Raw genomic sequence first — 14,912 nt, forward strand, 5'->3', positions numbered from 1 at the left:
TCACAACTGCCGAAAATCCGGCACTACAAGGAGGATAAATCTTTTACCCACAAGTTCATGTCTTCGTATTTATCAAAAATAAGGCAGTTTTTGATCAATCTCCCTTGATAAAGATAACCTCTTTGAGAGAAGACAGCGTTCATTCCAAAAGATAAGGAACGGGCAATCGAATAGGCACAATAGATGTGGCGGGATTTTAACTCTTGTTCCAGCTGGTCGATGAGTATCTTCATCAGACCAAATTTACGATGTTCCGGCAGGGTGGCACAATCAGTAAGTTCAGCATTGTGATAGGTCTGATTGATGTCGGCAGAAGCAGCGCTTACTACTTCCCCCTGATGTTCGATCACATAGTATACTGTTCCATTTTCCATTGTTTTTTCGATATAGTCCGAATCGTTCATCGGCGTGGGATAGACTTCAAAAACCTTGCTGTATAATCCAGCCAACCGGGTACAATCTTCAGGAACAGCCAGGCGTACTGAATACGATTCCGGCAAAACGGTTTCTTGTTTCGCGGGCGGATTGGAATGAATCTGGTCCATGATTCGATCCTGTTCCACCCAAAAGTCGCTTCGTTTGCGTTCATTGCTATAATATTTACACATGGCTACGCAATTGCTGCCATTAAAATAGCGGCTGAACCATGCCTCAGGTAGAAAACCTAATGAAAGCAGTTCAGGAAGATGTTCCGCTCTTGCTTTAATAATCACTTTTGAAAAGTTTTGCTGCTGGATCAGGTCGTGAATGGCCTTGACCATCGATTGAATGTTTCCTCTGTAATCGTCAACACGAAGCCGTTCGTTAAAAAAATCAAGACAAATGGAAGCTGTAATGTCATGCTGCTTAATCGTTGTATTTTTGTAGTATGTGTCTGTTTGCATACTCCTGCACCCCCTGATTTTCTCTTCTTCCCTATTCCATATGTAATGAAGGGATTCCTTCAAGATTCTTTTCCCAGAAAAAAGCCGCAATTCACTTGAAAAACGAGTGATGCGGCAAGCCTTTGTCTGAGGTGGTTGATTTCCATTCCAGGATGATCGCTTTTTCGCGGGCGGGCGCTGAGCCTTACCGGCACGAGCACCTATCAAAAAATATTAAATCATTATAATACGGTACGTGAAATTTTATTTTTTCGTTTCAACCGGATTATCGTCATAGGAGATCCAGTCGCTCCAGCTTCCTGGATACAGTACCGCTTGTTCAATGCCTGCCTCACTCATGCCAAGGATGTTGGCACAAGCTGTGACTCCTGAACCGCAATACACAACAATTTCTTTTTTGCCGGCAAGATCTTTATGCAGTTCTGCCAATTCCTCTGTCGAGTGCCATTCTTTTGTGCTGTTGATGTTCTTTAACCACGGTTTGTTTATGGCCCCAGGAATGTGTCCCGCTTTTTTGTCGATCGTTTCTTGTTCCCCACTGTACCTGGCCGCATCCCGTGAATCGATAATAACCGTATCTTCTTTTTGCATCGCCTGCTTTACTTCTTCCATTCCCACTGCCTTCCAATCACTTTTACGGATAATGAAGTCGGTTGGTTCAGGGACGGTACGTTCATCTGTAACAGGATACCCGGCTTCTTCCCAGGCGGAGTAGCCTCCCTGTAGAACAAACACTTTTTCGTGTCCCAGGAATTTCAGCATCCACCATAACCGTGCAGCCATTGAGCCATTTTGGTCGTCATAGGCTACCACTGTTTTTTCCTCATTGATGCCAAGTCTGCCAAATGTGGCTGCTGCCTCTTTTTGGGAGGGCAATGGATGGCGGCCGCCGTGCTCTGTTATCTCTCTTGATAAATCCTTGTCCAGATCAACATGCACGGCACTTGGAATATGGGATTTTAAATACCTGTTTCTTCCTTCTTCCGGGTCTGCCAAATTAAATCTGCAGTCATAAATGAGAACATTCGAGCGTGATAAATGAGTGCTCAGCCATTCTTGTGTTACAATGTGTTTCATGAGGCGACTCCTTTCGAAAATAATTACGTTATTTTTTGAAACATAGGGGAAACTGATGTCATAAGCAATACTAGTAAAGTGAGGATTGATAACATGGATAATCATATTCCAGAAGCCTGTATCGTACTCTTTGGAGCTACAGGTGACCTGGCTCACCGTAAACTGTACCCTGCGCTCTTCCAATTGTACCAAAAGGAAAAGCTCAACGAAAAGTTTGCAGTAATCGGAGTGGGAAGAAAAGATTTTTCACATGAGAAATTCCGGGAGGACGTTATTGCTTCCGTTGCCAAAACTGGGGATTTCCCAACTGAAAAAGTGGATACATTTGCATCACATTTTTATTTTATTCCAATGGATGTTACAAATGAAAAAAGCTATCATCAACTGAAAGACCTTGCCGATGAGCTTGACAGCACCTATTCCCTTAACGGAAACCGCATGTACTATCTTGCCATGGCCCCACAATTTTTCGGGACTATTCCTACCTTCCTGAAATCGGAAGGATTGACAGAGACCGCTGGTTGGCAGCGTCTGGTTATTGAAAAACCATTCGGCCATGACCTTGCTTCTGCCACCGAACTTAACGAGCAGCTTCAAAAAAGTTTTCCGGAAGAAAGCATTTACCGCATCGACCACTATCTTGGAAAAGAAATGGTGCAAAACATCCAGGTGATCCGTTTCGGAAATGCGATTTTTGAATCCATCTGGAACAATAAGTACATTTCTTCTGTACAGATTACTTCCAGTGAAACCCTTGGTGTGGAAGACCGCGCTTCGTATTATGAAAAATCCGGAGCGATTCTGGACATGCTGCAAAACCATATGCTGCAAATGGCCATGATGGTGGCCATGGAACCTCCAGGCGGATTGGATCCAAAACTGATACGGGATGAAAAAGTAAAGGTTCTTCGTGCGCTTCGTTTTTATAATGAAGATGAAGTCGCGAAAAATATCATTCGCGGCCAATACAAAGAAGGTTCAATGAACGGCAAGACCGTTCCTGCTTACCTTGATGAAGAAAACGTAGATCCGGCGTCAAAAACCGATACATTTGTAGCGGCAAGAATTTTCATCGACAACTTCCGCTGGGCTGGCGTCCCGTTTTATCTTCGTACAGGAAAACGCATGGCAACCAAAGCTACTGAGATCGTTGTTCAATTTAAAAATGGCCCTATGGCCCTTTATCATGAACATAATGATCACTACCAGCCGAACCTGCTTAGAATCCACATCCAGCCGGATGAGGGGTTGAGCCTTTCATTGAATGCGAAGCCGCAAGGTGATTTCCCTGCCCTGCTTCCAATCAACATGAATTATTGCAATAACTGCCAAAATGAGTTGAACACCCCAGAGGCTTATGAAAAGCTGATGCACGACTGCCTGCAGGGCAATTCAACATACTTCACACGCTGGGATGAAGTTGCCCTTTCCTGGGAATTCATTGACGGCATTACAAACGCCTGGAAAAACAAGGACATTCCACTTTTCAAATATTCGTCCGGTACCATGGGACCGCTTGAATCTGAAGAGCTTCTTAATGAAGACGGTTATACATGGTGGCCGCCAACCAACGTTCGGAACGAAATTAATGAATAAAAAAAACTCACGGCTTTTCTAGAGTGACCTAATTAAATGAGACAAAGGAAAAAACACCCCCATGGTCGTATATACAAATATCGACAAAGTGGAGGTGTTTTTCTCATGGCGAGAAAAAAGAAGATCTATTCTGAAGAGCTAAAAAGAGAAGTGATTCGTCTAAAATTAACAGGAGAGTATTCCAACCAGGAACTGATGAGTCAATTTGGGATTAAGAATCGTACGCAAATTAAAACGTGGATGAAGTGGTTTCGAGATGGGGAGGAACAACGGTTAGCCCAACCGATTGGAAAACAATATACCTTTGGGAAAGGACCGGAAGAGATAAGTGAGCTTGAACAACTTAAACGAAAATTAGCCATTTATGAGATGAGAGAAGAATTAGTGGGAAAGTATCAGGAGATCGAAAGGAAGTGGTTCTAGAAGTATTCGTCGAATTAGTGGATCTATTTAAAGAGAAGTACACCATTGCCATGATTTGCGAAGGATTAAAGGTTCCAAGGTCCACGTACTATCGGTGGAAAAACAAGTCGTGGGATCTCACTCCATTGGAACAACAGATTCTGGCCCTGTGTAAAGCATTTAAATACCGGATTGGGCACCGAATGGTGCGAGACCTTCTCTACAAAGACCATCAGATGAAAGCTCATCGAAATACGGTGCAGAAGATCATGCAGAAATACAACATTCAATGCCGGGTAAAACAAAAGAGAACCTCCTATACGGCAGGAGAAAGCAAATGTATCGTCACCAATCTTCTGGAGATAAACTTTTCAGCAGAGAAGCCCAATCAGAAATGGGTCACAGATATTACGTATTTGCCTTATGGAGAAAAGATGTTATATTTATCGACCATCATGGACTTGTACAACAACGAAATCCTAGCCTATCGAATCAGTGATAAACAAGATACCTCGCTCGTCACTCAAACCCTGGAAGACGCCTGCAGAGGACGAGAAACCTACGAGGCGATCTTGCATAGTGACCAGGGAGCTCAATATACTTCCTATGCTTTCAGGAAAAGGCAAAAGAAAAAGGCATCATCACAAGCATGTCCCGGAAAGGCAATTGCTTGGATAATGCCGTCATCGAATCCTTCCATTCCTCGCTAAAGTCGGAAGAATTCAGCAGCCCGCTAAGACCGCATCTTACATGTTCTATTGTACAAGAAAAAGTACAAGATTACATGTATTATTATAATTACAATCGACCATTTACAAAATTAAACTGCCATACTCCAGTAGAATTCAGGAGCATGGCAGCCTAGGTGTTTTTTTCTGTCCCAATTAGCTAGGTCAGTTCATTTCAAAGCCGTGAGTTTTTTAATGCAATGCAGGATTGAGGGATTTGGCAGGTTCTTCTGTTTGTTCCTTTTCATCACTTTGTTTCTTTTCCTTTTCCCCTTTTTCCCCTTTTTCCGGCTTGATCGCAAAGAATGCGAGCAGTGCGGCCAGCAGGCTGATGCCCGAAGAAACATAAAATACATAGGAATGATCCGATTTCATGATCAGAGCGTAAATCGGCGGTCCCAAGGCCACACCAACAAACCGCATCGAACTGTAAAGTGAAGTGATCGTCCCTCTCTCTTCTTTTTCGATACCTTCTGTAATCAACGCATCGAGGCATGGCAAAGCGGCTCCGATTCCGATTCCGCTCACAAATAAAATGCCAAGCAGAAAATAAAGCCCGTCTGTAAACGTCACACTAAGTATGGAAACAGACAAAAGAAAAATACCGCAAAAGGTAAGCCATTTCATCAGCAGTTTATTTTGGCCGATTTTTTTCCCGGCAAAAAACGAAGAAATGGAAAGCGCCAATAATGGGATGGCAAGAACAAACCCTTTTTTCACACCTTTGATGCCATAGGTTTCCTCAAGCGTTGTGGACAAATAAAATAAAACACCAAAAAGGACAAACATAATAATGCCGCCGATAGCAAAAATCGCGATGAGCCATCTGGCATTATTTTTGAAGGTTTTCTTAAACGATTGTAGAAATTTTTTGAATGCAGCTTGTGCTTCTTCTTCTTTTTTTGGTGTTTTTACAAGAAACGAAACAAGACCGATGGAGATCAGGCAAAAAATCGGAATAAACCAAAAGGGCAAATGCCAGACGACAATGGCCAAGGCGGCTCCGATAATCGGGCTCAGCACTTTTCCGAACGTATTGCTTGTTTCAATTAAACCAAGGCCTGAGCTCACGTCCTTCTCATCCTTAAACATATCCCCTACAAGGGGAAGAACAACCGGTGCTGCACCAGCAGACCCAATCCCCTGCAGCAGTCTTCCCAAAAGTATAATGTAGTACGGATTATCCATTTTCCATGAGGCCCATCCGGTGACCAGACCGCCGAGTCCGGCAATGATCAAGCTGGGAATGATTACCTTTTTTCTTCCAATCCGGTCAGAGAGATAGCCTGCAATAGGAATGAGTAGAATGGCCACTATGGAATAAACCGTGATGATCATAGATACTTGAAATGCTGAAATATGAAGTTGTTTTTCAATTGATGGCAAGACAGGAATAAGCATAGAGTTGCCCAGTGTCATCACAAGCGGTATGGATGCCAGTGAGATCAGAGCAAGCTTGTTGTTTGAATCTTTATGATTTGATTCCATGTTCTCCTCCAAATCGCAAACAGGCGTTGATCTTTCTTAGTATGCTTTTATGTGCTTTTACCATACAAGAAAATCAAACCCATTGACTGGAAACAAAGATTAAAGCTAAACTTAGGTACAAACGAACATGGATACAGAGAGGAAGAAATATGTTGGAACATTTACTTAACCCTTCGGTGAAACACATCCAGATTTCCGGGATCCGAAAATTTTATAACCAGGTGAGCAACTATCCCGAAGCGATTTCATTTACACTTGGCCTGCCCGACTTTCCCACCCCTGACCACATCAAGGAAGCTGCAAAGCGGGCGATCGATGAAAATAAAACCGTCTACTCGCACAATGCCGGCTATTTGGAATTGCGGCAGGCTGCGGCAAGCTTTGTGTCTCAAAAGTACGGGCTCCAATACAATCCGCAAAATGAAGTGATTATTACAAACGGTGCGAGTGAGGCGATTGACATCTCTCTTCGCTCCATTCTGGAGGAAGACTGTGAAGTTCTGCTTCCCGGCCCGGTCTATCCCGGCTATGCTCCGGTTATTGAAATGTGCAAGGCAGTGCCTGTATACATAGATACAACAAAAACCGGCTTCAAGCTGACAGCAGAATTGATACGTGAGCATTTGACTCCAAAAACAAGGTGCGTTATTTTACCTTATCCGTCCAATCCGACAGGCTGCGTCTTAAACCGGGCAGAGCTTGAAGAAATCGCCGCTGTGCTGCGTGAATCGGATCTGTTGGTTTTATCCGATGAGATATACAGTGAACTGACTTACACCGCTCCGCACGTTTCCATCGCTTCGATCGAAGGGATGAGAGAAAGGACGATCGTGATTAATGGTCTCTCCAAATCCCATTCCATGACAGGCTGGAGAATCGGTATGCTGTTTGCTCCTGAAGAAATTGCGCAGCATATGCTAAAGGTCCATCAGTACAATGTGACATGCGCGTCAACCATTTCACAGATGGCTGCTCTCGAGGCATTGACCAATGGAATTGATGATGCGATTCCCATGAAGAAAGAATACAGCCATCGCCTTTCCTACGTGATGAAAAGGCTCGCTGATATGGGGCTCGATGCGGAAACTCCTGGGGGCGCTTTTTACGTCTTCCCAGATATCAAACCATTTGGGCTCATGTCACTGGAATTTGCCACCCAACTGCTTGAATCCCAGCAAGTGGCCGTTGTCCCAGGTTCCGCTTTTTCCGAATATGGCGAAGGATACATTCGCCTCTCGTATGCAGCATCAATGGAACAGCTGAGTACGGGCCTCGACCGGCTGGAAACGTTTATTGCCTCTCTAGCCAACTAAAACTGCTTATAAAGAAACCAGGTATCCCGTTTAATCGGATGCCTGGTTTTTTTTGCGGTCAACATATTCTTTCACCATGTCTTCCGTAATCATTTTCCGTTGGGGCACAATACCCTTTTGTGCCAGTTGGTTCATTTGCCGGCTAACGTCATTAATTTCTTTTACGCTAAAAGGTTCCTGCTTGCTGCAGCGCTCAACAGCTTCCTCGATCAACTGTTCTCTTATCTGTTCAAGACGAAGAAATTGAGCCACAACCTCATGCTGTTTGCTTGAATGCTTGCTGATTTCCAAATGTACGCTCATCATGATGTCCACCTTTCTCTATTGATTAGAGTATACCATGTGACGGTCAGCTTGTATTATTATTCAAAAAATTTGCAATAATTTATCATTTTACAAAATATTGAAAAGAGAATAAACTAGATTTTGCCAGTAAATTTCAAGAATATTACATATTGAGGGAGGAAGTAAACAATGAAAAAAGCAGCAACTTTAGGAATGGTGCTCCTGTTAGCATTAAATGTGGGCTGCAGCCAGGAAAAAGAAGCAAAAGGCAAAGAGCTGACAAAAACAGAAGCTTCGTCATCCAAAAATGCAGAAAAATCTGCACTTCTCGATTTTGAAGTCAGTCTTGGAGCTAAATTGCGTGACTATCAGGCCCCATTTAATGCCTACACTGCCGCACTGGATCCGGAAAAGAAAACACCAAAGAGTGAAATTCGGAAGCTGAAAGAAGCTGCAAAAACAGCAGGACAAAAAGCAGCAAAAGAGATTCCAGACCTTGATGTGCCATCTTCCCTGCCTAAAGAAGACCAGCAAACGTTTAAAATGGCCTTCAAAGATCTAGGAGCCTCCTATCAAACAAAAGCAGAGGGCCTTGGAGATGAAAAGAAAACCGCACAGTCAGACGAAGAATTCCAGAAATTTCAGGATCAAGTGAATAAAATTCACAAGAAACTCGGTCTGATTGATGCCAACTTCGCAAATGAACTTCAATAAAACCAAAAAGAAACCGTACACAAGACGGTTTCTTTTTTTGGTTACACGAGGTTGTTTAACGCTTCACGGGTTTTCTTCATCTCTTCCACCACGGATGGCGAATTCAATGTTTGAAGAAGCCCCTCATAATAATCAGTATATTCTTTTATTCGGAGGTCCATTTCTTTTTGAGCCTCTTCTGACAACAGCGGCTGATAATAGCGGCCAAATACGCCTGCACTCTCTTCTGTAAACCTTGATACCGGTTCTTCGAATAAGGAATACATCAGATCCATTGCCTTTTTCTTGCCGCCCTGCTCAAAAAACTGCTTGGCATTTTTGAACTCTTTATAAACGGATTCCTTGCCTTCCACTTGACCCAATTCAGTTTCAACAACGAGCGTTTCAAACTGAACCCGCTGTTTTTGCATCTCATACTGCGGCGGATCCCATTGTGCCAGCTTCCTGTCAAGCTCTTCATTCATCTCCGACATCAACCCGATGATCACTCTCTCCACGCGAAGGACAGTAGCTCTCGATTCTTGCTGAAGATCAAATTGAATCGCCTGGTGAAGCTCTTTCCCGCTTTTGGCAAGTGCATTTTTTTGCTCTTTCACCGACCCGGAAATGACAGCCGGATTAAAGGCTTCATTAAAAAATTCGGTAAACCGGAGCATAACCCGCTGCTTGACGTAAAATAACAATTCCTGGATCTCTTTCTCCAGAGCTTCCTGTTTTTGTTCCAATGAATAATCATTGATTTTTTTCTGAAGCCCACTGATCGTTCGCTGCAGTTCTTCCTTTTTTTGCTCTGCATTTTCCTGATTGGCGACAGCTTCTGCAATGAAACGGTCCAATACATTCCTCGCTTGTGACAGTTGCTTCTTAGCGGCTGTCACCATCACATGGGCGAGATCATGATTTAAAAACCCGGTAAATGCGTCCATGAAACGGACATAGCCGGTTTCATTTAAAAGATTATCCTGCTGCTCAGCCAGGTTTCCGTACTTTTTCTTCAGCCGACCAGCTTCCTCAGGAAGCCAAGCAGATGGTTCTTTTTGTCCTAACAGTGAAAAGTAGCTGGACATTGGAAATAATTTAGGCTTTCGGATTCCAAATTGGCGAAGGTTATCGCCCACGTGCCCAACCACATCCTGAAGCTCCTCATTGTCTTTGGCCAGGTCTGAAGCATTGATAACAAAAAACATTTTATCGAGCTCAAAGGTATCTTTTACCCGGCCGAGCTGAATGAGAAATTCACGGTCTGCGGCCGAAAAGGCATGATTATAATACGTGACATACAAAATCGCATCTGATTTTTTTATAAACTCAAAAGCAACATTCGTATGGCGGGCATTGATCGAATCAGCTCCCGGTGTGTCCACAAGGGTTACACCCATCGAAGTTAATGCACAATCATAATAAACGGTGACACTTTCGGTAAAACATGCTTTTTCTTCATCTGCCACAAAGGACTTAAACTGTTTTACAGAAACGGTTTGCTCTTTACCAAGCAGATCTCTTACCGCATCAAAACCACTGCAGACCGCCTGCAGAAATTGAAGGTGCGGGCGAAGTTCATTGGATCGCTGGGAACGATCAATTGACTCTGAAATGGAGACTGCTTCTTCCATTGTACCGGCCTGCTTTCCAAAATGGAAAAGAGACTGATTGATCTCTGCCAACAAATCTGCTTCCTTTTTAAAATAAATCCGTGCAGTGCCATGCAAATGCTCCTCATCCGGGGGAGCTATGCGGTTGATGGTAGCCGTCGTGGGATTTGGAGAAACCGGGAGAAGATCTTCGCCAATCAAAGCATTCGCAAACGACGATTTTCCCGCCGAGAAAGCACCGAATAATGACACGGTAAAATCTCTGTTGTTCATTTTTTCGGCAAACTGATTCATGTCCGATGCGCGATTCTTCATCAAATGGAGCTTTGACAGAACAGCTGCGGCATTCTGAAGCTGCTCCGCTTCCTTCAGCAGTTCATTTTCCTCTGTTTTGGCGATCTCTTTGCTGCCAGTTTCAGAAGAATCATCCTCTTCAACGGTTTCTTTCGCTTCCGTATTTTCCGGAATTTCAGCCATGGTAACCGTTTCTATACTCTGAATCAGATCCTGTTCAGCCTCTTCAACGGCACTCTCGGTGTTTAATGGCTCCTTCAGCGAGCTTTTCAGTTCCTCTGATACCTCATTCCATTTCTCGAGGATTTCTTGCTTACCTTTGTGAGCCATAAGGACCTTTTCCTGTGCACTAAGCTCGGAGCGCAATTTCTTAAGCTCATGATCCGATGCTTGTTGAGCTTCATCGGCCAATTGATGCAATTCATCCCGGAAATGAGTTGTATATTGTTTTTTGATTTCAGCTACCACATCATTGCAATACTGCAGCACATAATTGCCGTTTAATGAAGCTCCAGGCTTGATGAGTGCTGCCATGGTCTCTTCACCAATGACAGGTTCATTTTTTACAGAAACGCCATGCGACTGGAAAAAGTCTTTCAAATGCCAGCTGATTTGTGTTTTCACATTTTCCTTTACCGACTCATAAAACGCTTCCAGTCTTGCTTTTCTTTCTGCTTCGGTTTTCTTCCCAGCAAACAAAAGACCTACCTTAAAGCTGTCCTGGCGGCTCTCGATGTAATTCTTGGCCAGATCGCGGGTCTGAAACGGCATGAGAATCGCATTGTCCAGAATATCCTTAAATTCCTTCATAATGCCGGTTTGGCTTTCTTTCTTCCTCTGCTCTTCTATTTCCATTTCCTCTGAAAGTTTTCCGGCGAGGGCCCTGGCGCTTTCCTCGTCTTGCTGACCTGCCAGCTCAAATGCTTCATGATGATGTTCTTCATCAAGATCAAGACCATTTTGTACAGTTGTTCTGATCAAGCGCTCAGTCTCTTTGCGGGCATTCTCTTCCACCCATTCATCCTTTGCCAGGTAAAACTTTTGAAAAAGCGTTTTGATTTCACGCAGCTGATTGCCTGGGTGTTCTTTTTCCATGATTGTGGTAAAAAAGATATCCTCCGGTTCAATGTCCCAGCTTTTGAAGCCGTTTTTCACTTTTTCAGAAAACGCAGAGAAAGCAAGCTCCTTCTCATTGTGCTTATCAATTTGGTTAACAATCAAATAAACCTTTTTTCCCTGCTCTTTTAACAGGCGTATAAAGGTGAAATTGAGCTGTGAGAGGACATGGTTATAGTCCATAATATAAAAAACCACATCGGCCATGTGAAGCGCAGACTCAGTGGCCACTTTGTGTGCATCATCCGTGGAATCAATCCCAGGCGTATCATAAATGGCTATGCGGTCAGGAAGCAGATCCTGTTCCACATTAATTTCGATGCTTTCGATTTCATTGCCATTTTTTGCCCATTTTTTGATTTTTTCTAGATTAACCGGTGCATCGATATGAATGATCCCTTTATTCCGGACTTTCACACGTGCTGATGGTGTTCCGCTTTGAACTTTCACCACGTTCGCGCTTGTCGGGACCGGGCTTGAAGGAAGAATGTTTTCACCGATCAGCTCGTTGATCATACTTGATTTACCAGCCGAGAAATGGCCGCAAAAAGCAATGGCAAACTGCTGATTTTTAACTTTGTCATATAACTCCAGCACAGCGCGGGCTTCCTGTTGTGCATCCAGTTCTTTTATCCCGCAGTAGACAGCAGCAAGTGAAGCCGCGGTCGGATTTATTGTTTGGTCTTTGGTTTCGGTCATTCGTGCTCTATTCATTGAACTCTCCATTTATAATAGTCGTTCCTTACACTTTACCATAATTATGTATCTTTCTCTATGCTATTGATGAGAGAATTGTGCATAAATTCACGAAAAAAGGTGATTTGTTTTTTTCTGTAACGAAGACAGGTCCATAATAGTTGAGCGAATGCCACAATTGCACGGAATCAATTGCACGAATCGGGCCGATAATTGCACGCAATCAAAGTTATTTGCACGAAGCAAACAATTCAGACTTCTTCCAACCAACCCACTATACGAAGAAAACGCCAAAAGAGTTTGATCACAAAAAGTAGGCCATCCACCATTCATCCTGTAAAGAGTCGTTGATCTTCACCTGTCCTTTTTGGACGCCTTCCACCACAAAGCCAGCCTTTTCATATAATTTGATAGCCACCGTATTTTCTGAAAACACGGTCAGACTGATCTTATAAAGCTCATTCCTTTTTGCCCAGGCAATCGAATAATCCATAACCTCCTTGCCTATACCGAGCCCCTGTCCCTTTGAGTTAATCCATGTCCGAAACATGCCGGTATGACGCTTCATCGCCAATTCCCCTCTCAGGATTCGGGCAATGCCGATTACTTCTCCCTGTTTTTCGATGGCGGTATACATGTTTCCTTTCTCCTGACATTCCTCAATAAAGGCCTTTTCTTCAGCAAGGGTCCGCGGTCTCTCTTTCTGCAAAAACTGACCGGCTTCCACAATTTCTTTTACGGCTTCAATGATTTGGACCGCATCCTGAAAAACAACGGGGCGAAGTGTAATGGATTCATTGTTCTTCGCCGTAAATGTATGAGTGGTATTTTCATTAATCATCGTCATCCCTCCTAACAGGTAGTATGCCAAATAACAGGATCAACAATCACAGGACATAAAAAAGGAGCCCATTCACCGAAACATGAATGGACTCCTTTACTTTTTAGTTATCTTGCTTTTTTATCTTCTCTCATTCGTTTTGAAGCACGGTAGGACATGTCGCGGTTTCCTCCGCCGCCCTGGTGGCGCTGCTTATCGCTGCGGCCTCCCGTTCTTCGCTTGTCGCGTGAATCGCTGCCACCGCGCTGAGGGCGTTTGCGGTCACCGTAGCGATTGTCACGGCGTCCTTTTTTAACAGCCAATGGCGGTTCAAAGGTTAATTCGATCGGTGTAGTATCCGGCTCTTTTGTGAGCAGTTTTAATGCTGCTGACACAAGAGATACGGAATCATGCTCTTCAAGCATTTCCACGGCTGTTTGTTTATATGATCCGACATCACCGTCTTCAAGAACACTCAAAAGCTTTTCAACAGCCATGCGCTGCTGGCCTTCCATCGCTTCATTCATGGATGGCACCGAACGTTTGACCATCTTGCGTTTTGTGATTTTTTCTATGGTGTATAGGTGATCAATTTCACGCGGCGTAATAAACGTCACCGCATAACCTGTTTTTCCTGCACGGCCTGTACGTCCAATACGGTGGACATAACTTTCAGGATCTTGAGGAATATCAAAGTTATATACGTGGGAAACTCCGCTGATGTCCAGTCCGCGTGCTGCAACGTCTGTTGCTACAAGCACTTCAATGGTGTTGTTTTTAAATGCACGAAGCACCATATCACGCTTGGATTGTGGAAGGTCACCATGGATTCCTTCGGCTGAATATCCTCTCTTGTTCAGTGCTTCAGATAATTCATCCACACGGCGCTTTGTACGCCCAAACACGATGGCAAGTTCAGGTGATTGAATATCAAGCAGTCGTGTAAGAGCATCGAATTTCTGTTTTTCCTTAACCTCTACATATTCCTGTTCAATGCTTTTAACGGTCATTTCACTTGCTTTCACGCGGATAACCAAGACATCCTTCATGAATCGTTCAGCAAGCTTTTGAATTTGTTTTGGCATAGTCGCCGAGAAAAGCATGGTATGGCGTTCAGATGGTACGTTCTCAAGGATGGTCTCAATATCCTCGATGAAGCCCATATTCAGCATCTCATCAGCTTCATCAAGAACCACGGTGTGGACATCTTCAAGTTTTAGCGTTTTTCTGTTGATATGATCGATGACACGACCGGGAGTACCCACAATAATATGAGGACCATTCTTCAACGCCTTGATTTGACGTACAATGGATTGTCCGCCATAGATCGGCAGCGTTTTGATTCCCTTGAATTGGCCAATTTTATTTAATTCTTCTCCAACCTGAACCGCAAGTTCACGAGTAGGAGCAAGAACGATACCCTGAATTTTACGGGCTTTCACGTCGATTTTTTCAATAAGCGGAATACCAAAAGCCGCTGTTTTTCCTGTTCCTGTTTGTGCCTGTCCGATAAGGTCTGTTCCTTTTAGTGCTGTAGGAATCGTATCACGCTGGATTGGTGTCGCTTCCTCAAATCCCATATTATTAATGGATTTTAGCAATTCGGGACTTAAACCTAATTCACTGAATGTTGTCAATGTGTAACTGTCTCCTTTTTCGTCAAAACCATTTCCTTATACTTCCCAAAACATCCTGAAATCATCTTTTACAATCTTAAAAAAACCATAACTTATATTGGTCTTTTTGTTCACAATAAAGATCATTAAACAAAGTAGGCCTTAAAAAAAGGCACATACATAGATATAATATGCCCCTATACAGAAGTATATATAAACAGTTTTGCCGTACAATTTATTATCGAACATAACCTTAACATGCCAGAAGAAATATTGCAACCTTAACATGCT

10 protein-coding genes and 1 pseudogene are annotated in these 14,912 nt (G+C 43.4%); 4 read left to right on the forward strand and 7 right to left on the reverse strand.

The window, feature by feature from the left end; translation table 11 throughout:
* Positions 1 to 23: 23 nt before the first annotated feature.
* Complete coding sequence (ablB, locus tag DMO16_RS05005) at positions 24 to 884, reverse strand: putative beta-lysine N-acetyltransferase (protein WP_129475777.1); 861 nt, start codon at positions 882 to 884, stop codon at positions 24 to 26.
* Between the two features lie 243 nt (positions 885 to 1,127).
* Positions 1,128 to 1,961, reverse strand: coding sequence for a sulfurtransferase (locus DMO16_RS05010; RefSeq protein WP_129475779.1), 834 nt, complete (start codon positions 1,959 to 1,961; stop codon positions 1,128 to 1,130).
* Positions 1,962 to 2,054: 93 nt separating this feature from the next.
* On the opposite strand from DMO16_RS05010, the gene zwf reads away from it, so the two are divergent.
* Positions 2,055 to 3,557, forward strand: coding sequence for a glucose-6-phosphate dehydrogenase (zwf, locus tag DMO16_RS05015; protein ID WP_061969831.1), 1,503 nt, complete (start codon positions 2,055 to 2,057; stop codon positions 3,555 to 3,557).
* A 105-nt stretch (positions 3,558 to 3,662) separates the two neighbouring features.
* Positions 3,663 to 4,824: pseudogene (locus DMO16_RS05020) on the forward strand (IS3 family transposase).
* Between the two features lie 55 nt (positions 4,825 to 4,879).
* Here the strand turns inward: DMO16_RS05020 and DMO16_RS05025 are convergent.
* On the reverse strand, positions 4,880 to 6,175 hold the full coding sequence (locus tag DMO16_RS05025) for an MFS transporter (RefSeq protein ID WP_061969829.1): 1,296 nt from the start codon (positions 6,173 to 6,175) through the stop codon (positions 4,880 to 4,882).
* 152 nt (positions 6,176 to 6,327) lie between these two features.
* Between DMO16_RS05025 and DMO16_RS05030 the strand changes: the two genes are divergently transcribed.
* A complete protein-coding gene (locus DMO16_RS05030) occupies positions 6,328 to 7,488 on the forward strand; it encodes an aminotransferase A (RefSeq protein WP_061971606.1) in 1,161 nt (386 codons plus the stop codon).
* A 30-nt stretch (positions 7,489 to 7,518) separates the two neighbouring features.
* Here the strand turns inward: DMO16_RS05030 and DMO16_RS05035 are convergent, their stop codons facing one another.
* The gene (locus DMO16_RS05035) at positions 7,519 to 7,794 is read right to left on the reverse strand and encodes a DUF2533 family protein (RefSeq protein WP_061969827.1); all 276 of its coding nucleotides are present in this window, start codon (positions 7,792 to 7,794) and stop codon (positions 7,519 to 7,521) included.
* A 168-nt stretch (positions 7,795 to 7,962) separates the two neighbouring features.
* On the opposite strand from DMO16_RS05035, the gene DMO16_RS05040 reads away from it, so the two are divergent.
* Positions 7,963 to 8,487 (forward strand): hypothetical protein, encoded by a 525-nt coding sequence (locus DMO16_RS05040; RefSeq protein ID WP_129475781.1) that lies wholly within the window; start codon positions 7,963 to 7,965, stop codon positions 8,485 to 8,487.
* A 41-nt stretch (positions 8,488 to 8,528) separates the two neighbouring features.
* Here DMO16_RS05040 and DMO16_RS05045 read toward each other — a convergent pair whose 3' ends face one another.
* From DMO16_RS05045 to DMO16_RS05055, 3 genes are all read right to left on the reverse strand, one after another.
* Positions 8,529 to 12,203, reverse strand: coding sequence for a dynamin family protein (locus DMO16_RS05045; protein WP_164988859.1), 3,675 nt, complete (start codon positions 12,201 to 12,203; stop codon positions 8,529 to 8,531).
* Positions 12,204 to 12,489: 286 nt separating this feature from the next.
* Positions 12,490 to 13,026, reverse strand: a complete 537-nt coding sequence (locus tag DMO16_RS05050; protein WP_129475786.1) for a GNAT family N-acetyltransferase — start codon at positions 13,024 to 13,026, stop codon at positions 12,490 to 12,492.
* A gap of 107 nt (positions 13,027 to 13,133) precedes the next feature.
* The gene (locus tag DMO16_RS05055; protein ID WP_129475787.1) at positions 13,134 to 14,642 is read right to left on the reverse strand and encodes a DEAD/DEAH box helicase; all 1,509 of its coding nucleotides are present in this window, start codon (positions 14,640 to 14,642) and stop codon (positions 13,134 to 13,136) included.
* Positions 14,643 to 14,912: the final 270 nt, after the last annotated feature.

Origin of the sequence: Fictibacillus sp. S7, assembly GCF_004127935.1 — a bacterium.
Lineage (GTDB): Bacteria > Bacillota > Bacilli > Bacillales > Fictibacillaceae > Fictibacillus_C > Fictibacillus_C enclensis.

What these genes read in the sequence shown, in the direction of transcription:
- DMO16_RS05050 (WP_129475786.1), bottom strand. Translation starts at nt 13,026, where the DNA reads ATGATTAATGAAAATACCACTCATACATTTACGGCGAAGAACAATGAA.
- DMO16_RS05010 (WP_129475779.1), bottom strand. Translation starts at nt 1,961, where the DNA reads ATGAAACACATTGTAACACAAGAATGGCTGAGCACTCATTTATCACGC.
- DMO16_RS05045 (WP_164988859.1), bottom strand. Translation starts at nt 12,203, where the DNA reads ATGAATAGAGCACGAATGACCGAAACCAAAGACCAAACAATAAATCCG.
- ablB (WP_129475777.1), bottom strand. Translation starts at nt 884, where the DNA reads ATGCAAACAGACACATACTACAAAAATACAACGATTAAGCAGCATGAC.
- zwf (WP_061969831.1), top strand. Translation starts at nt 2,055, where the DNA reads ATGGATAATCATATTCCAGAAGCCTGTATCGTACTCTTTGGAGCTACA.
- DMO16_RS05025 (WP_061969829.1), bottom strand. Translation starts at nt 6,175, where the DNA reads ATGGAATCAAATCATAAAGATTCAAACAACAAGCTTGCTCTGATCTCA.
- DMO16_RS05040 (WP_129475781.1), top strand. Translation starts at nt 7,963, where the DNA reads ATGAAAAAAGCAGCAACTTTAGGAATGGTGCTCCTGTTAGCATTAAAT.
- DMO16_RS05035 (WP_061969827.1), bottom strand. Translation starts at nt 7,794, where the DNA reads ATGATGAGCGTACATTTGGAAATCAGCAAGCATTCAAGCAAACAGCAT.